The organism is Nocardia flavorosea, from assembly GCF_015477805.1.
Classification (GTDB): Bacteria; Actinomycetota; Actinomycetes; order Mycobacteriales; family Mycobacteriaceae; genus Nocardia; species Nocardia flavorosea_A.
This window is the reverse complement of sequence record NZ_JADLQL010000003.1, coordinates 239,235-256,855: the sequence shown is the minus strand read 5'-3', so window position 1 is coordinate 256,855 and position 17,621 is coordinate 239,235. Positions and strand designations below refer to the sequence as shown.

The window sequence follows — 17,621 nt, the reverse complement described above, 5'->3', positions numbered from 1 at the left end:
GTTCTGCGAGTAGGTCCTGATCCCGCGCCGCCCCGTGCACAGGAGCCGGACCGATGCCCGAGGGGCAGACCGTTCCGGTCCAGGGGTCAGCGCCGGGCGGCGCGCAGCTCTCGCGGCAAGGCGAAGACGAGGGTCTCGTTCGCGGTGGTGACCGGCTGCACCTCACCGAAGCCGTGCTCGGCCAGCATGTCCAGTACACCGCGTACGAGAATCTCCGGTACCGAGGCCCCGGAGGTGATTCCGACCGTCTGCACGCCGTCCAGCCAGGCCGGATCGACCTCACGCGCGTAGTCGACCAGGTACGCCGCCCTGGCGCCGGCGCCCAGCGCCACCTCGACCAGCCGTACCGAGTTCGACGAGTTCCGCGATCCGACGACGATCACCAGATCGCATTCCGGCGCCATCGCCTTCACCGCGACCTGCCGGTTCTGCGTGGCGTAGCAGATATCGTCGCTGGGTGGATCCTGCAGCGCCGGGAACTTCTCGCGCAGCCGGGAGACGGTCTCCATGGTTTCGTCCACGCTGAGCGTGGTCTGCGACAGCCAGATCACCTTGGATTCGTCGCGCACCCGCACCCCGGCGACCGCGTCCGGTCCGTCGACCAGTTGCACATGCTCGGGCGCCTCCCCGGCGGTTCCTTCGACTTCCTCGTGGCCTTCGTGGCCGATGAGCAGGATGTCGTAGTCGTCGCGGGCGAATCGTTTGGCTTCCTGGTGCACCTTGGTCACCAGGGGGCAGGTCGCGTCGATGGTGCGCAGGTTGCGTTCGGCGGCGGTGGCGTGGACGGCCGGGGAGACGCCGTGGGCGGAGAACACCACGAGTTCGCCCTCGGGCACCTCGTCGGTGGTGTCGACGAAGATCACGCCCCGTTCGCGCAGGGTTTCCACCACATGGCGGTTGTGCACGATCTCCTTGCGGACGTAGATGGGCGCGCCGTGTTTCTCCAGCGCCTTCTCCACGGTCTCCACCGCGCGGTCCACGCCCGCGCAGTAGCCGCGGGGTTCGGCGAGCAGCACTCGTTTCCCCTCGGCGGTGGCGGCGCCTGCCGAGCGAGTGATTCCGACATTCAACGGTATGGCCGAGGACATGCCGACAGGATACGTGCGTACCCCGGGCCCCTGCTGCGACCGTGCGCCCCGGCACACCCGGCCCGGTGGCGCCCGGCCGCTGCACCCCTTCCGCACCGCGCTGACCTGCGGCGGGAGGTTCGTCACAGTGGCCGGTGCGGTCTGCGAGCCGGCCGCGACCCGAACAGGCCGGGCGCCGGCGGCGTCCCACGCCGGGCCGAGTGGGGCCCGACCTCTTTTGCGGACCAGGCAATATCGGGCAGGCTAGTACCATGTTTCGACCACCGTTCCTGGCCCGTGTCGCCGCCGGAGCCGCCGTCTACGTCCTGGAGGAGACGCGACGGCTGCCTTCCGCGGCGGTCAAGTTTCCCGTCACCGCGGTGAGCCAGCTGCTGCAGGTGGGTATGCACGCCCAGCAGTTCGTCACCAGTCTCGCGATCAAGGGTGATTCGGTTTTCGACCGGATCGTCAACCGTCCGGAACAGCAGCCGGAATGGGCCACGTTCGACGAGGACGAGGAGCTGCCGGTACGCAGGCCCGGCGGCGCGCCCGCGCGTAACAGCGGATTCGACCGGTTCGATTCCGATCCGGTGGAGGTGGAGCTGGCACTGCAGGAAACCCTGGCCGGCCTGCGCGCGATGCAGAACGGAAGCGCGGCGCCCGAGGCCACCGCCTTCGAGACCGAAGAGTGGGACGAGCGGGTCGCGCCGGAGTCTGCCCCGCAAGCCGATCGGCACATACCGGCCCCGGGTCCCGAGACTGCGCCTGTTTCGAAGCCGGAAGCGGCAGATGCTGCGGAGGAGACGGCCGAGAACGCCGGATCCCCGGCGACGAACGCCCCGGAGCCGGCAGCCGCCCGCGAACCCGAACTCCCCGAGGTCGGCGCCCGCTACGACTACCCGAACATGACTCTGGCCCAGTTGCGCGGCCGGTTGCGCACCCTGACCGTCGCCGATCTGGTGGCCCTGCTGGACTACGAGCAGCGCACCCGGGACCGTGCGGCATTCGTCACCATGCTGACCAACCGGATCGCCACCGTGCGCGCCCAGTGACGGGAGCCGACCCGGCGCCCGCGGCCGGCCGGACCGCTTCCGGCCGTCCGGGACAGCCGCCCGCCCCCGCCAATTCCGCCGAACAGCCGTGGCCGGTGCGTTCGGTGTCGATGAAGGTCGCCCAGTGGATCGACCGGCTCGGCAGTATCTGGGTCGAGGGACAGCTGACCCAGATCAATCTACGGCCCGGTACCCGTACCGCGTTCCTCGTCCTGCGCGACCCCGCCGCCGATATGTCGCTGTCGGTCACCTGCGATCCGGCGCTGTTACGCGATGCTCCGGTCCCGCTGCAGGAGGGCAGCCGGGTGGTGGTGTACGGCAAACTCTCGTTCTTCACCGGTCGCGGGACCCTGTCGCTGCGGGTCACCGAGATCCGTCCGGTCGGTGTCGGTGAACTGCTGGCCCGGATCGAACGGCTCAAGGCACTGCTGGCGGCGGAGGGGTTGTTCGACGAACGCATCAAACGGCCGCTGCCGTTCCTGCCCGCGACCGTCGGCCTGATCACCGGCCGCGGTAGCGCCGCCGAACACGATGTGCTGACCGTGGCCCGGGGCCGCTGGCCCGCGGTGCGGTTCGAAGTACGCAATACCGCCGTTCAAGGCCCATCCGCGGTACCGCAGATTCTGGACGCGCTGGCCGCACTCGACCGCGACCCCGCGGTCGAGGTGATCGTGCTGGCCCGCGGCGGCGGCAGTGTCGAGGATCTGCTGCCGTTCTCCGATGAAACCCTGTGCCGCGCGATCGTCGCCGCGACCACGCCGATCGTCAGCGCGATCGGTCACGAGCCCGATTCCCCGCTGTCGGATCTGGTCGCCGATCGGCGCGCCGCCACCCCGACCGACGCCGCCAAACGCGTCGTTCCCGATGCCGCCGCCGAAACCGCGCTGGTCCGCGAACTGCGTTCCCGGTCCGCCGCCGCTCTGCGCGGCTGGGTCCAGCGGGAGACCGCCGCGCTGGCACAGTTGCGTTCGCGTCCGGTGCTGGCCGACCCTCTGCGTGAACTCGGCCACCGCCACGACGAGGTCGAACGGTTGCGCGCTGCGGCCCGTCGCACCGTCACCGATCTGCTCCGCGCCGAATCCACCACCACCGGCCATCTGCGACGGCAGCTGACCGCCGTGGGTCCCGCCGCGACGCTGGCCCGTGGCTACGCTGTCGTGCAACGAGTCGCGGGCCCCGAACGCCATGTGGTGCGCAGTATCGACGACGCCCCCGCGGGTAGCCAGCTACGGATCCGCGTCGGTGACGGCGCGATTTCCGCCGCCGGCCTGGGCACCACCCCGCTCGGCGAGGGCAGCTCCCCGGCCCGGCGCGCCGCGCACCCGCACCCCCACGACCCCGAGAGGACCTGATCGTGCCCGATACCAGCGCCGCCGACGAGCTGGCCGAGATCACCGGTTTCGGCTACGAACGTGCCCGTGACGAACTGGTCAATGTGGTGAAGATGCTGGAACAGGGCGGTATGGATCTCGACGACGCCCTGGCGCTGTGGGAACGCGGCGAAGCGTTGGCCAACCGGTGTGAGGAACATCTGGCCGGCGCCCGGCAGCGGATCGAGAAGGCGCTCGCCGAATCCGATCGGGATTAGCCGGTCACCGGGACGGTAGCGGCTGGGCAGCTGTGACCGCCGCGGCGAGCGTTTCGAAGGCCGCGGTATCGCCCGCGCCCCGGATCAGCGCCCGGCTGTCCCCGAAATCGGCGACCCATGCGGGTTCGGCACCCGGTTCGTCGTACACGACCCATTTCTGCCCGCCCGTTTCGTGGGTGCCGGTGGCGTATCGGCGGCCCACGGCATGGTCGAGCAGCACCTCTTCGGTGGCGTCGCTCTGGTTCAGTTCCATGTAGGTGCCGGCACCGGTGATGTAACCGATGGTGCTCACCGTGCCGCCACCGGCGGCGGGGATGGTGTCGCGGCTGCCCGAATTCGGTTTCCAGTTATCCGGCAGCGCCGGTTCCCGCACCGGGAACCGGAGGTTCTGGGCGTCCGAGCGCAGGGCCGCGGCGGCATCGAAACTCGGGATTGTGCCCTGTGTCGGACCGTTCGCCGCGAAACTGCATTGGCTGGTGAGCCCGGCGAACACCACAGCGATCAGCACCAACGGGATCAGCGACCAGAACAGATCCCGGTAGTCGTTCATGATGCGTGGCTTCTTGTTCGGCACGCCCCCAGTATCCATCGTGGTACAGGGCACACCCCGCCCCGCCCCCGGTACTGCCGTACCAGGTGATCATTTCCACGGAACCGGTCAATGCGACAATTACCCCGAAGTTCCGACGCCAAGGAGGCACCCGCTATGACGGCATCCGCGACCCCTTCGAGCCGCCGCGAGGCGCCCGACCGCAACCTCGCGCTCGAACTCGTCCGTGTCACCGAGGCCGGTGCGATGGCGGCGGGCCGCTGGGTGGGCCGCGGCGACAAGGAAGGCGGCGACGGAGCGGCCGTCGATGCGATGCGGCAACTGGTGAGCTCGGTATCGATGAGCGGTGTCGTGGTGATCGGCGAGGGCGAGAAGGACGAGGCGCCCATGCTCTACAACGGGGAGAACGTCGGTGACGGCACCGGCCCCGAAGTGGACTTCGCGGTCGACCCGATCGACGGCACCACGCTGATGTCGAAGGGTTCGCCGGGCGCGATCTCGGTGCTCGCCGTCGCCGAACGCGGAGCCATGTTCGATCCCTCGGCCGTGTTCTACATGCACAAGATCGCCGTGGGCCCCGACGCCGCCGACGTGATCGATATCTCGGCGCCGATGGCGGAGAACATCCGCAAGGTCGCCAAAGCCAAGAGCGCGTCGGTATCCGATATCACCGTCTGCATCCTGGACCGGCCCCGTCATACCGACCTGATCCAGGAGGTCCGCGACGCCGGCGCCCGCATCCGGTTGATCTCCGACGGTGACGTCGCCGGCGCGATCGCCGCCGCCCGCCCCGATTCCGGCACCGATATCCTCGTCGGCATCGGCGGCACTCCCGAAGGCATCATCGCCGCCGCCGCCATGCGTTGTATGGGGGGCGTATTGCAGGGCAAACTCGCCCCCAAGGACGACGACGAACGCCAGAAGGCCATCGACGCCGGACACGATCTGGACCGTGTCCTGGTCACCGAGGACCTGGTTTCCGGCGACAACGTCTTCTTCTGCGCCACCGGCGTCACCGACGGCGACCTCCTGCGCGGCGTCCGCTACTACGGCGGCGGTGCGTCCACTCAGTCGATCGTCATGCGGTCGAAATCGGGCACCGTCCGGATGATCGACGCCTACCACCGGCTGACCAAGCTCCGCGAGTACTCATCGGTCGATTTCCACGGCGACGAACACGCCAACCCTCCCTTGCCCTGATATCGGCGCGTCTCCGGCGCGCGGGGGTTCCGGCCCGCCTCTGCTTTCCCGCACTCGACACTCGTGGCCGCGCCGCCTCGCATCGCATAGCACCGAGCACGGAGAGCAGCGGCGGGCCGGAACCTTTCAGGGCCTCATCGAACTCGACGAGGCTGCTGGCTCGCGGGCCGAAACTTTCGAGCCCACTGCACTCGGCGGCGCTGCCCGTTGCCTTCGGTGTCATGGGCGGACCCGTTCAGGACCGCGCCGATCTCGGCACCGGCGGTTGGGCACGTCAGGCGGTGTCGTGCACTGAAATACCCCCCTTCGGCGACACCGCAGCGATCAGTCGGGCCGCCGACCGAATATTCAGCTAATTCCTGGCGAAGTATCCTCAGCCGGATCAATCCGGGTACGATCCCCGTGACCACCGAAGGTGGTGACGTCACGGATCCCACGCTGGGTAGCCGTTGCGTTGCCACCTCAATGAGCCGGAGTGATGAGCCACGCGGCAGCGGCCGCGGATCACGCCGGCCTGTCGCGAGAGGATGGACATGCACCATTTCGCTCGACGTTCAGCAGGATTCACCATTGCGCTCGCGGCCGCGGGCCTGCTGGTTGCGGGCTGCGGCGACGACGACACCTCGGTATCGGATACCGTCGGCTCACTGACCTCGCAGGTGATGCCCGGCGAGAACACCGGCGAGGGGAACACCCCCACCGGGGCACCGGCCGAGGGGTCACCGGGAGCGGAGGCGTCCCCCACCGAGACCACCGGCGCCGAAGGATCGCCGACCCCCGATCAGGATCCCAACGCCGATGCCGGCGAAACCACGGTGCAGACACCGGACGGCACCGAGGTCACGGTGTCGGGCAGCATTTATCAGAAGTACACCGAGGCGGGCGGCCCGGCCGGCACGCTCGGTATGCCGGAAGGCGAGGAGCAGGTCGCCGGTGACGGTGGCCGGTACCAGAACTTCGTCGGCGGCACCATCTTCTTCAGCGAGGAAACCGGGGCCCACATCGTGTGGGGCGATATCCGGGAGGCGTGGGAAGCCAACGGCGGCGCCGAGGGCGAACTCGGGTTCCCGATCTCGGACGAGCAGGACACTCCGGAGGGCAAGATGAGCGAGTTCGAAGGCGGCACCATCACCTGGAACTCGTCCGACCGTTCCACCACCGTCACCCAGAATTGATTTCCGGCGGAGGGGCGCTTGCCACGGGCGGGCGCCCCTTTTGCCGTACATGTGAACCCTGCCAGATCCCTTGCCGGGACATACCCGAGCAGAATTCGCGGTCACTTTTCGGCCTTTTCGGAAACTGTGCGCGTTCACCATCCGAACTGGACCTGTGACCGATAATTCCCGACCCGACCCGGCACTCACCCGATCTCCCGCCCGACCCGCTACCGTGTGTGCGTGCAGAATCTGTTGACCGACCGCGACCTGCTGGAATCCCTCGCGGTCGAGGTGGAACTGACCATGCGGCGCCATACGGAAACCGCCGATGAATGGCAGCCGCACGACTACGTGCCCTGGGACGACGGACGCAACTTCGCCTTCCTCGGTGGCGAGGACTGGGACCCCGCCCAGTCCGTATTGAGCGATACGGCGCGCACGGCGCTCACCGTGAGCGTGCTCATCGCCGACAATCTGCCTTCCTATCACCGGGAGGTCGGCAAATATCTGCGAACCGGCGCCTGGTGGCGCTGGGTGGGCCGCTGGACCGCCGAGGAGGCCCGGCATTCCATCCTGATCCGCGACTATCTGATGACCACCCGCGCCTGTGATCCGGTGCAACTCGAACGGTTGCGCATGGACCATATGACCACGGGCTTCCGCCGCCCGCCGATGCATCTGCTCGATGTGCTGGCCGCCTGCGCATTCGAGGAGAAGGCATCCGCCATCCGGCACCGCAACACCGCGGCGCTCGGGGAGAACGAACTGGTCACCGCCATCAGCGAGCGGATCGCCGTCGACGACGAGATGCAGGCGGAGGTCTTCGCCGATCTGCTGGCGGCCGGCTTCGAGCAGGCGCCGGATCAGGCCATGCGCGCCGTCGCCGATCAGATCGCCGCGTTCCGGGTGCCCTCGCTCACCCTGCCCGACGGCCGCAGCAGCGACGAGGCGCTGGCCGCAGCCGGGATCTACGATCCGGCGAAACAGGACGAACTGGTCTTCGCTCCACTGTTGCAGCGCTGGAATGTTTTCGACCGCACCGATCTCGGTGAAGCCGGCGAAACGGCACGCGCCGAACTCGACCGCTTCCGCCCCTGATCCTTTGCCGGGGCCGGCTCCCCACCGGCCCCGGCACACATCCGTGCCAGTCGAGTACACCGAGTTGCAGTTGTACCCGGCCGGACGCGGCACATCGGCGATGCCCCGTTCGCCGATATCGTCCACAAGGCGGCGCCGGCCCGGATCCGGCTACCGCCGCCACCGTATGGTCAGGCGGCGACCACACCGTGCAAGCCGGGGACGGGCGGCCGGTTCACCCCTCGTCGATTTTCGTCATCGACAGCACATCCAGGCGCCGGTCCAACTCTTCCTCGCTGAGCTTTTCGCCGACCAGCCCCCGGTCGATCACTGTCTGCCGGATGGTTTTCCCTTCCCGCAGAGCCTGTTTGGCCACGGCAGCCGCCTCCTCGTAACCGATCGCCGAATTCAGCGGTGTCACGATCGACGGCGAGGATTCGGCCAGGGTCCGCAGCCGTTCGGCATTCGCGGTGAGCCCGTGGATACACCGATCGGCGAACAACCGGGATACCGCCGCCAGCAGGCGAATCGATTCGAGCACATTGCGCGCCATCACCGGAATGTAGACGTTCAGTTCGAAATGCCCGCCCGCACCGGCGAACGCCACCGCGGCATCGTTACCGACAACCTGCGCCGCCACCTGCGTGACCGCCTCGGGCAGCACAGGATTGACCTTGCCCGGCATGATGGAACTACCCGGCTGCAGATCCGGCAACTGCAACTCCCCCAGCCCGGTGAGCGGTCCGGAACCCATCCAGCGGATATCGTTGGCGATCTTCGTCAGGCTCACCGCCACGGTGCGCAGTGCCCCGGAAACCTCCACCAGTCCGTCCCGCGCCGCCTGGGCCTCGAAATGATCCTCGGCTTCGGTGAGCGCATCGATCCCGGTGCTTCGCACCAGTTCCGCCACCACCTTCGCCCCGAAATCGGCGGGCGCGTTCAGGCCCGTACCGACCGCGGTCCCGCCGATCGGCAACTCGCCGAGCCGCGGCAGCGTCGCCAGCAGACGTTCCATCCCCGCCGCAACCTGCCGGGTGTACCCACCGAACTCCTGCCCCAGCGTCACCGGAACGGCATCCATCAGATGTGTACGACCCGATTTCACCACCGTGCGCCACTCATCGGATTTGTCCAGCAGCGCGAGCCGCAGATGCTCCAGCGCGGGCAGCAGGTCTTTGATCACGGCCTCGGTGGCCGCCAGATGGGTGGCGGTCGGGAAGGTGTCGTTGGACGACTGCGACATGTTCACGTGATCGTTCGGATGCACCGTGATCCCGTTGTTCGCCGCGATCGAGGCGATCACCTCGTTGGCGTTCATATTCGAACTGGTCCCCGACCCGGTCTGGAACACATCGATCGGAAATTGGTCGTCGTGGCGCCCCGCCGCGATCTCCGCCGCAGCCGCGATCACGGCATCGGCCTTCTCGGCGTCGAGCAGGCCGAGATCCCGGTTGACGACCGCGCATGCCCCCTTCAACAGCCCGAGCGCCCGGATCTGCGCCCGCTCCAGCCCACGCCCGCTGATCGGGAAATTCTCCACCGCCCGCTGCGTCTGCGCCCGCCACAGCGCATCCACCGGAACCCGGACCTCACCCATGGTGTCGTGCTCGATGCGATACTGCGTCTGCTCGCTCATAACCCGACCCTATGCCGGACCCGCGCGAAGTCGGCGTGCCACGCGTGCGGTCTGCGTCACCGGTGAGCCCGCGCCCGTCAGGCGAGCAGTTCCTCCGCCTCGACGACTTCGAGAGCCCGGCGCAGCCACTTCTGCAACTGGTCCAGGTCATCGCAAGAGGTGATGGCATCGCGGACGTGGTCGGACACAGCTATTCCACGTGCATCGAGAACGGTCAGGATCGATTTCGCCTCACCCTTCGCCTCCCCTTCGGCGATGTACTTGCGGGCGAAATCGCTGGTGAAGTTGTAATCACGCAGACCGGTGGACATAAAAGCCTCCCAAGCAGGACGAACAGCACGCGGCAGCATCGTCAGGATGAAGTCATGGTATCGCAGGGCCGGGTCCGCTCCCAGAGTGCGAAAACTCGCGGCCAGGGCCATCCAGATCCGGGTGTGGTCGGGGTGGTGCGGGTGGGCGACGGCAGACAACACGGCCAGCTCCGGCAGTTCGGTCGCTACCTGCGGATCGGTGACCACCGGTACCGTCGACGGATCCAAGACCAGGGGTGTCACAGTAGTGGGTGGATTACCGAAGCCGATTTCGAGGGGTTTGGCAGCCCACTGCGCGGTCCGCCGATCCGGACAGACGACCAGAAGCAGAACCGGGCATTTCATCCGGGCCCGCAGCGATGTGGTGTACACCGGCCACGACCAAGGTTTGTCATGATCCGGGCGGAGCTGGACTTCGACGACAACCGCCAGGACCGTACTGCCGCCGCGCCGGAATGCCAGTACCGCATCGGCGTAGTACTCGGTGGGTGCGACGACAGCGGCGCGCTCGGAGCGCGGTTCCACCGTCTCGTAGTCGGGTAGCTCGTAGCCGAGCGCGGCCAACAGCGAAGCGACCAGTTGCGGCCGCTCCGTGAACATATCGATCACCACTTCATGCGGGGTCGAAGGCATGCCACGCACCGTAGTACGTGGCACCGACAACCCGTGAACCACAAGTGTTTCCGCACTACTGCGGTGGCTGCAAGCTGCCTCCCCTGCCGACCTCGTCCTCGAAGAGAATCCGGCTGCCCACCGTGGTCCGGCTGCCCCGCCGGACCACCGCTACCCATGATCCCGAAGGCCGCGGGTGAAGAATTTCAGGGCCGCGTACCGCCGGCGTCACCGAAACCGGTACCGGACAGGCCGGTGAGGAAACCGGACCATTCTGCCGCGCCGAAGACCAAGGCCGGGCCGGTGGGATCCTTGGAATCGCGCACGCCAACCATCGAATCGTCCAGGAACGCAACCTCCACGCAGTTGCCGTCCCCTTGACTTCTACTGCTTTTGAACCACTGGGCAGTTGATAGATCCCTCATCGTTCCACTCCTTCAATGCTGCCAGAACCAGCTCGCCAGATTCTTTCTCCGAGTAGGCAGTTCGCCGGAGTCTTTCCCTTACGCGCGCGTACTCGGCGACCTCCGACACGTCGTCGAGGTAGATCCTGCCGAAATGGCCTTCCATGTACACTACCGGCGCCTGCCGTAGCCGAGAGGTCGGCATCGGAGGCAGATCGAACAGTACGAACGGTCCGGTGACCATGCCGACCTGGTCATTGGCGCGGCTGCCGACAACACGCATGGTCACACCCGGCCAACGAGAGACTTCAAGCAGGTGCGACAGTTGGTCCGCGAGGACGGCCGGGCCGCCTATCACGGTGGTCAGTACAGACTCGGCAATCAAACCCTCGAAGTGAAAATCCGCCTTGCTCAGCAACTCTTGTCGTCGAGCAACTGCATCCAGAATCGACTCCACCTGGCCTGATGGCATCTCAGGGAACTCGGCCCACAGCAATGCGCGGCGATACTCTCTGGTCTGCAGCAGGCCGGGGACTAGACACGTCTCCCACGAAAACACCCGTGTTGCCGATTCTTCCAAGGTAACGAAGTCGCTGAAGTTCTTTGTAACCGTAGCCCTGTGTGATAGCCACCAACCACCCTCGAACCCGGCCGGATTCCTGGTGGCCTGTGCGAGGTCGAGAACGATCAACCGCTCCTCATCCGTGCTGGAAAATGCGTTACACAAGGCGTTCATCGCCAGATCCGTCACCTTGGTAGGGCGGCCGTCCTCCAGCCGTCCGTAGGACTGCGGCGAAATCTCCGCAACCCGCGCGGCACCTGATTGTGTCATCCCCTCTCGCAGTCGCATCTTGCGCAGCTGACGCCCCAAGGCCCGACGGGGGAGCATGGACCCACTACCCACGATAGTTACCCTCGCTAACTGGATCGTCTCGATATGGAAGGCGCCGTGGTGGAAATTCGGCTCTACCACGACATTTCCCCAGTGCATGAGCAGCGCGACCGCGTGCCCGTCCGATCTACTGGAGATACGCCCGCGCGGGACGTTCCGTGACTCACCTTCGCGAAACGTCTTCACCGCAACTCGGAAGGTTGCGAATGGATCCGGCACCGTCCATGTGCCCCCGCCGGATCCTGCGCCGGGCGTACGCCAAGACTAACCCGAGGAGTGAAAGATGGTGGGCGATTGCACTTCTGCGCCATCGACCGGACCGAAAAGGCCGGTACTCACCCGTCCCCGCTGCCGTGGGAACAGCGGGGGCCGGTGCGGATCAGAACGGAGCAATCAGTTGGGTGAGCGCACGTTTCAGTTCGTCGTGCGACACCGGATCGATATGGAAGTCCCGGTAGCGGTGCCGGTAGACGTACCGGCCGTCGTCGGCGATATCGAACCAGCTGAGATAGCGCGGCTCCGGCGGCTGGGGGTCACGCAGCCGATGGCGCGCCTGCAGGAAGCCCGACCCTGCCCGGGGGGCTTTCAGCAACCGGCGCATATGATCCGCGGGTTGCGGTTTGCCGCCGTTCCAGATCTCGTACGTGTCACGCAGCCGATCGATACTCTCCACCAACGGCGGACGGGTCCCCTTGGGCAGTTCGCCGAGGATCTGCAGAAAAATTCGCGGGACGAGCGCCGGTGTTCCGACCTGCACCACGAACTTACCGTCGAAATCGGTGTCGGTACCCGGAAACTGCACGACCGTCACCCCGGCGGTGCCGGCGAATGCCCCGTAGGCGCGGATCCGGCGGCGGCGACTGCCCGACAGGGTGAGCGTGGCTTCGGGATCCGCCGCAGCCAGCAACGCGGACGTGAGATCGGGGTCGGCGCCACGCGGATAGGCGGTTTCGATCCGGGCCGCCAGCCGCTGGTATTCGTCCTCCCACCGCACCGACGAACGCAATTCCAGCGGATACGGAAACCGGTCCTTACCGGTCTCCTTCCAGACATGCATGAACTCGTCCGGCGTGAACTCCCATTTCACCGGCGTTCTCCACGGTCGTCGGCCGGTTGCGCGGCAGGGGCGTCGCCACCCAGCACACCGTCCAGCAGTCGGGGCCGGGCGCCGAACAACTCGTCCTCACGCTCATGTACGAGGTAGTCGGGTACCTTGTGTTCATCGTCGCCCTCACCGCGCCGTGCTCCCGCACCGGGCGACATCATGCCGGGCATACCCGACATCGCCCGCCCCGTGCCCGCCGCGGCAGCGGTCCCCGGTCCGCCGGCCGGGCTGTTCGGTGTACCGCCGGGAGCTCCCGGAACGGTTTTCCCTGGGGCCTGGTTCTGCGGTGGCGCACCGCCGGGCATCCCGGGCGAACCGGGAGTTCCGGCGGGTACGCCCGGCGAACCGGAGGTGGTGGTCGAGGGCGTGGTCCGCTGCGGATCACCGGCCGGGCTGCCCGGGGTGGTGCCCGGCTGTTGTGCGGTGGTCGGATTCTCGGTGGTTCCGGCCGTGGTCGTCCGGGGTTCGTCTGCCGAACCGGGGGTTTCCGCCGGCTGCTCGCCGGTTTCGTGCTGTCCCGGATTCTCGCCGTTGGGCGCCTGCGTACCCGGCCCTGGGGTGGTACCTGCGGGGCCGCTGGTGGTCGACCCGTTCGATACGGTCGGGCCGGGCAGATCCCCTGGCATCTGAACCGGAACGAATGTCGGCACGCCCTCACCTGCGGGTTGGTAGGTGGGCTTGTAGGCCGTATTCATTACTTCGACGGCGGCCAGCCGCTGATCTTCCTTATATGCGTCGAAAGCCGCCTGGGCCGCCGGATCGGCCGCGCCGACGACGGTCTGCGCAATCTGAGCAGGGTCGTTCACGGACGTGGTCACGGCGGTTCCGCCGGGGGCCGCTCCCTGGGTAGGCGGTGGCGGTACGGACTTCTTCACCACCTCCGCACCGTAGGCAGCCGCGTGGATTCGCATACCGACGGCATTGAGGACCTCTTGCACATCGGTCGCCTGATCGAAGAATGTCCGCGAGGCTCGGTTGGCCGCATCCGCGAACTCACCTGCCATCCCCTCGGATAGCTCTCGCTGAATGGAGATAAGTGAACCGAAGAGCGCACCTCCCAGCGAGTTGGCGATACTCTGATAGATATCCGCCACAGAATGCATAACACCCGGGAACATATCCTGGACTTTCGAATGAATTTCCTCATGTGAAAGACCTTCGAAAAGTTCCATCCGAGTGATGTAGGCCGGGTCCTGTCCACCATGCGATACCTGGGAACCGACGTGTTGTGCACCGGCCAGGCTCTGCTGTCCCGAAATTCGGTCCTCCATGGATTCCGGCGCCACCCCCATCGACGGGCCGAATTGCCCGAACACGCCGGGATTCTCGTCACTCATCGTTTCAGTTCTCCGGCCCGATTTCGGGTTCCAGCGCTGTCACGATCTCCAGAACGCCGTCGCAACGCTGAAGTCCTGCCTCGTTGCCTTCGAAAGTGCGGGTTGAGCTGAACATGACAAACCCGACCTCGGTCCGCACATGAATGCCGCAAACCCGCTCCTGATCTGGGTCTTGCACCAGCAGAGCTTCCCGGCCGTTTACCGTCAACGGCTCACTGACTCCGCTGTACCTCTGCAAGTCCTCTTCCCAAGCGACATTGCCGGATTCGATCGAGAGGTTGCGAAGTTCTCCATCGAAGTTACATGTCAAGAATGTATATTCCGCTACTACGTCCTGGCCTCGGCGCCGTGTGGCCGGATCAAGACCCGCCTCGCTCACCGCCTCGTCATTGATCCATGTACACGGATCGAACACCACCTCGGGCCGCCCCTGGTTCGTATAGTCGTTCTCCAAAGGCGGCGGTTGCAAACGCGACTCGGTCAATGTCGGCCGCGCCGAGCCTGTTCGTGAGACCTCAGACGATTCAGATGTAGCCACGGCCGTCTCACGCGGCTCAGCGGGAGTGGAACAAGCCACCAACCCCATAAAAGCTCCCGCGGCAGCAGCAACGGCCAGCAAGTTTCGAGAAATCATTCCACAGCCTCTCCAATGACACTCAGCGCACGACTATTCATCGCGTCTGCTTCCTCGATTGCGCCACCAGCGTGAAGATAAGCTGCGGCCATACGCAATGCAGCTTCCTTCAAACCCAGAAGCGCATCCGTTGCCGCAGTCCCTTTGGCCAGAAACCCTTCCTGCAGTTGCTGCGCTGACACGAATCCGCCGAATCCGCCTAATCGGTGCAGGCTTTCGGAGTCTATTATCTGCTGGTCCAGGCAGGTGTCCACTAATCGTGTGTACACCGCTGCGCAGCGCTCCGCAGCTCCTCGCTCCATCCGGAAAGTCCCCGCCACAGCTTGCTGATACAGCCCGTTCGCAGTCCCCTGCCCCACATCCATAGCGCCGGCCCACCCTTTCGTAAACTTCACTCACCCTAATGGACGCACTCCATCGCACCCCGGTTCCCGCGTTTGCCCCGCTGGACTCGTCTACTGCGGCAAACCGGCGCCACCCGACCGGGCCCGGAGCTCATCGCCGAACCGGAGCCACGCTGTACACCGCAGCAGACAGCACCTGCCACGCCCCCGCCCCGCAGCGGTGTCGGCGAGCGCCCGCGCCACAGCAACCGGAACTGCCCGGCCCCGAGCCACTCGGTCTTCGGTCATCCATCGACCGGGTCACCGTCATGCTGTGCCGGGCATGGTCGAGATCGAAACCTCGCGGCTCGGCGGAATCGGCGATATCGATCGCGCGGAACAGCCGACTTCGGACCGTGACTGCTCACTCCTGCGAATCCCCGGCCGGTCATTCCGCGGGAACTCCGTGCACCCCCGACGCAGGAGCGGCATAGTGAGGTGTATCACTACAGCACCCCGCGCGTATCACTGTGTCCGAGTCGAACGAGGAGCTCGTCATGATGCGAACCTCCGCCTTCGTTTCGGTCCGCGCGCACCGCACGAATCCATTGCGAGGAGTACCTCATGACCTACGCCAAGCCCGGCACCGACGGCAGCATCGTCAGCTATGCGAATCGCTACGACAATTTCATCGGTGGTGACTGGGTTGCGCCTGTCGAAGGGAAATACTTCGACAATCCGTCACCGGTCGACGGCGAAACCTTTTGTGAGGTAGCGCGTTCCACCGCGCCCGATGTCGAGTTGGCGTTGGATGCCGCGCACGCCGCCGCCGACGGCTGGGGTGCCACTTCCACGACCGAGCGCGCGAATATCCTCAACAAGATCGCCGACCGGATCGAGGAGAATCTCGAGGCCCTGGCCGTCGCGGAGACCTGGGAGAACGGGAAACCGGTCCGCGAGACCAAGGCGGCCGATCTGCCGTTGGCGGTCGATCATTTCCGCTATTTCGCCGGCGCGATCCGGGCGCAGGAGGGCGGGATCAGCGAGATCGACGCCGATACGGTCGCGTATCACTTCCATGAGCCGCTCGGGGTGGTCGGGCAGATCATTCCGTGGAATTTCCCGATCCTGATGGCTACGTGGAAGCTGGCGCCCGCGCTGGCCGCGGGGAATGCGGTGGTGCTGAAACCGGCGGAGCAGACGCCGGCATCGATCCTGAAGGTCGTCGAATTGATCGCCGATCTGCTGCCGCCCGGTGTGCTGAATGTGGTGAACGGGTTCGGGGTGGAGACCGGTAAACCGCTGGCGTCGAGTCCGCGGGTGGCGAAGGTGGCGTTCACCGGGGAAACCACCACCGGGCGGTTGATCATGCAGTACGCCAGCGAGAACATCATTCCGGTGACGCTGGAACTCGGCGGTAAGAGCCCGAATATCTTCCTGCCGGATGTGATGGCCGCCGATGACGATTTCCTGGACAAGGCAGTCGAGGGTTTCGTGATGTTCGCGCTCAACCAGGGCGAGGTCTGCACTTGCCCGTCGCGGGCGCTGATCCATTCCTCGATCTACGACGAATTCATGGCCCGGTGTGTGGAACGGACGAAAGCGATCGTCAGCGGCGACCCGCTCGACGACGCCACCATGATCGGCGCGCAGGCCAGCAACGATCAGTTCGAGAAGATCATGTCCTATATCGATATCGGCCGGCAGGAAGGCGCCGAGGTGTTGATCGGCGGTAACGCACGCACGGTCGACGGCTACCCGAACGGGTTCTACGTGGAGCCGACCATTTTCAAGGGCAGCAACGATATGCGGATCTTCCAGGAGGAGATCTTCGGTCCCGTCGTCTCGGTCACCACCTTCGATTCCACCGAGGAAGCCCTGAAACTGGCCAACGACACCCTGTACGGGCTGGGTGCCGGGGTCTGGACCCGCGACGCCAACACCGCCTACCGCCTCGGGCGCGGTATCAAGGCGGGCCGGGTGTGGACGAACTGCTACCACGCCTACCCGGCGCACGCGGCGTTCGGCGGTTACAAGAAGTCCGGGATCGGCCGGGAGAACCACGCCCAGATGCTGGACCACTACCAGCAGACCAAGAACCTGCTGGTCAGCTACTCGGCCCAGAAACTCGGATTCTTCTGATGCCGGAGCCGAACCGGGTGGAACTCACCGCGGCCGCGGCCCGCCTGCTGCACGAGTTGATCGAGCGGCACGGCCCGGTGATGTTCCACCAGTCCGGCGGCTGCTGCGACGGCAGTGCGCCCATGTGTTACCCGCGGGGTGAGTTCCGGGTCGGCGGGCAGGATGTGCTGCTCGGCGAGGTCGATGCGGATACACCGTTCTGGATGAGCGCCGACCAGTACGAATACTGGAAACATACCCATCTGACGGTGGACGTGGTGCCCGGCCGCGGCAGCGGTTTCTCGCTGGAGGCTCCGGAGGGCGTGCGGTTCCTGATCCGTTCCCGCCTGCTCACCGACGACGAATTCCTCCAGCTGGAATCCGCGCCACCACCGAGGACGGGCGCCGAGTAGAACGACAGGGTATATGCGCATGCCATGCGCATATACCCTGTGGGTATGAGCGTTGCCATCCGGATCAAAGACGTTCCGGAAGAAGCATGACCTCCAGGTGACGGTCCTGCATTAGGACGGCACAGGACCACCTACCGGCGAG

Annotated in this window: 18 protein-coding genes; 8 read left to right on the top strand and 10 right to left on the bottom strand. The window is 66.1% G+C overall.

Annotated features, from left to right (window positions below; all coding sequences use genetic code 11):
• Positions 1–86: 86 nt before the first annotated feature.
• On the bottom strand, positions 87–1,088 hold the full coding sequence (locus tag IU448_RS16690; RefSeq protein WP_195056552.1) for a 4-hydroxy-3-methylbut-2-enyl diphosphate reductase: 1,002 nt from the start codon (positions 1,086–1,088) through the stop codon (positions 87–89).
• Positions 1,089–1,339: 251 nt separating this feature from the next.
• Here IU448_RS16690 and IU448_RS16685 point away from each other — a divergent pair, with 251 nt between their 5' ends.
• The 3 genes from IU448_RS16685 to IU448_RS16675 all read left to right on the top strand — a co-directional run bounded on the left by IU448_RS16685 (position 1,340) and on the right by IU448_RS16675 (position 3,707).
• Positions 1,340–2,119, top strand: coding sequence for a lipid droplet-associated protein (locus IU448_RS16685; RefSeq protein WP_195056551.1), 780 nt, complete (start codon positions 1,340–1,342; stop codon positions 2,117–2,119).
• A gap of 95 nt (positions 2,120–2,214) precedes the next feature.
• Positions 2,215–3,471 (top strand): exodeoxyribonuclease VII large subunit, encoded by a 1,257-nt coding sequence (gene xseA, locus IU448_RS16680; protein ID WP_324188635.1) that lies wholly within the window; start codon positions 2,215–2,217, stop codon positions 3,469–3,471.
• 2 nt (positions 3,472–3,473) lie between these two features.
• Complete coding sequence (locus IU448_RS16675; protein ID WP_195056549.1) at positions 3,474–3,707, top strand: exodeoxyribonuclease VII small subunit; 234 nt, start codon at positions 3,474–3,476, stop codon at positions 3,705–3,707.
• Positions 3,708–3,711: 4 nt separating this feature from the next.
• Here the strand turns inward: IU448_RS16675 and IU448_RS16670 are convergent, their stop codons facing one another.
• Positions 3,712–4,281 carry a DUF4245 domain-containing protein gene (locus IU448_RS16670; RefSeq protein WP_195056548.1) on the bottom strand — a complete coding sequence of 190 codons (570 nt, stop codon included), beginning with the start codon at positions 4,279–4,281 and terminating at the stop codon, positions 3,712–3,714.
• Between the two features lie 132 nt (positions 4,282–4,413).
• On the opposite strand from IU448_RS16670, the gene glpX reads away from it, so the two are divergent.
• The 3 genes from glpX to IU448_RS16655 all read left to right on the top strand — a co-directional run bounded on the left by glpX (position 4,414) and on the right by IU448_RS16655 (position 7,712).
• Complete coding sequence (glpX, locus tag IU448_RS16665; protein WP_195056547.1) at positions 4,414–5,457, top strand: class II fructose-bisphosphatase; 1,044 nt, start codon at positions 4,414–4,416, stop codon at positions 5,455–5,457.
• A gap of 533 nt (positions 5,458–5,990) precedes the next feature.
• Positions 5,991–6,632 carry an LGFP repeat-containing protein gene (locus IU448_RS16660; RefSeq protein WP_195056546.1) on the top strand — a complete coding sequence of 214 codons (642 nt, stop codon included), beginning with the start codon at positions 5,991–5,993 and terminating at the stop codon, positions 6,630–6,632.
• Positions 6,633–6,854: 222 nt separating this feature from the next.
• Positions 6,855–7,712 (top strand): acyl-ACP desaturase, encoded by an 858-nt coding sequence (locus IU448_RS16655; RefSeq protein WP_324188619.1) that lies wholly within the window; start codon positions 6,855–6,857, stop codon positions 7,710–7,712.
• A gap of 214 nt (positions 7,713–7,926) precedes the next feature.
• Here the strand turns inward: IU448_RS16655 and IU448_RS16650 are convergent, their stop codons facing one another.
• The 8 genes from IU448_RS16650 to IU448_RS16615 form a co-directional block, all read right to left on the bottom strand.
• Entirely contained in the window at positions 7,927–9,327 is a 1,401-nt protein-coding gene (locus IU448_RS16650) for a class II fumarate hydratase (RefSeq protein ID WP_195056545.1), read from the bottom strand.
• A 77-nt stretch (positions 9,328–9,404) separates the two neighbouring features.
• Complete coding sequence (locus IU448_RS16645) at positions 9,405–10,271, bottom strand: hypothetical protein (protein WP_195056544.1); 867 nt, start codon at positions 10,269–10,271, stop codon at positions 9,405–9,407.
• Positions 10,272–10,456: 185 nt separating this feature from the next.
• Positions 10,457–10,675, bottom strand: coding sequence for a DUF397 domain-containing protein (locus IU448_RS16640; protein WP_195056543.1), 219 nt, complete (start codon positions 10,673–10,675; stop codon positions 10,457–10,459).
• Complete coding sequence (locus tag IU448_RS16635) at positions 10,635–11,543, bottom strand: helix-turn-helix domain-containing protein (protein WP_267467153.1); 909 nt, start codon at positions 11,541–11,543, stop codon at positions 10,635–10,637. Before IU448_RS16635 ends, IU448_RS16640 begins: the two co-directional genes overlap by 41 nt.
• A gap of 382 nt (positions 11,544–11,925) precedes the next feature.
• The gene (locus tag IU448_RS16630) at positions 11,926–12,633 is read right to left on the bottom strand and encodes an ESX secretion-associated protein EspG (protein WP_195056541.1); all 708 of its coding nucleotides are present in this window, start codon (positions 12,631–12,633) and stop codon (positions 11,926–11,928) included.
• A complete protein-coding gene (locus IU448_RS16625; RefSeq protein ID WP_195056540.1) occupies positions 12,630–13,988 on the bottom strand; it encodes a hypothetical protein in 1,359 nt (452 codons plus the stop codon). Before IU448_RS16625 ends, IU448_RS16630 begins: the two co-directional genes overlap by 4 nt.
• Before the next feature lie 4 nt (positions 13,989–13,992).
• Complete coding sequence (locus tag IU448_RS16620) at positions 13,993–14,622, bottom strand: DUF3558 domain-containing protein (RefSeq protein ID WP_195056539.1); 630 nt, start codon at positions 14,620–14,622, stop codon at positions 13,993–13,995.
• Entirely contained in the window at positions 14,619–14,987 is a 369-nt protein-coding gene (locus IU448_RS16615; RefSeq protein WP_195056538.1) for a hypothetical protein, read from the bottom strand. Before IU448_RS16615 ends, IU448_RS16620 begins: the two co-directional genes overlap by 4 nt.
• Positions 14,988–15,569: 582 nt before the next feature.
• On the opposite strand from IU448_RS16615, the gene adh reads away from it, so the two are divergent.
• Both adh and IU448_RS16605 read left to right on the top strand, forming a co-directional pair.
• On the top strand, positions 15,570–17,087 hold the full coding sequence (gene adh / locus IU448_RS16610) for an aldehyde dehydrogenase (RefSeq protein WP_195056537.1): 1,518 nt from the start codon (positions 15,570–15,572) through the stop codon (positions 17,085–17,087).
• Complete coding sequence (locus IU448_RS16605) at positions 17,087–17,479, top strand: DUF779 domain-containing protein (RefSeq protein ID WP_195056536.1); 393 nt, start codon at positions 17,087–17,089, stop codon at positions 17,477–17,479. The genes adh and IU448_RS16605 overlap by 1 nt, the downstream gene beginning before the upstream one ends.
• Positions 17,480–17,621 lie beyond the last annotated feature (142 nt).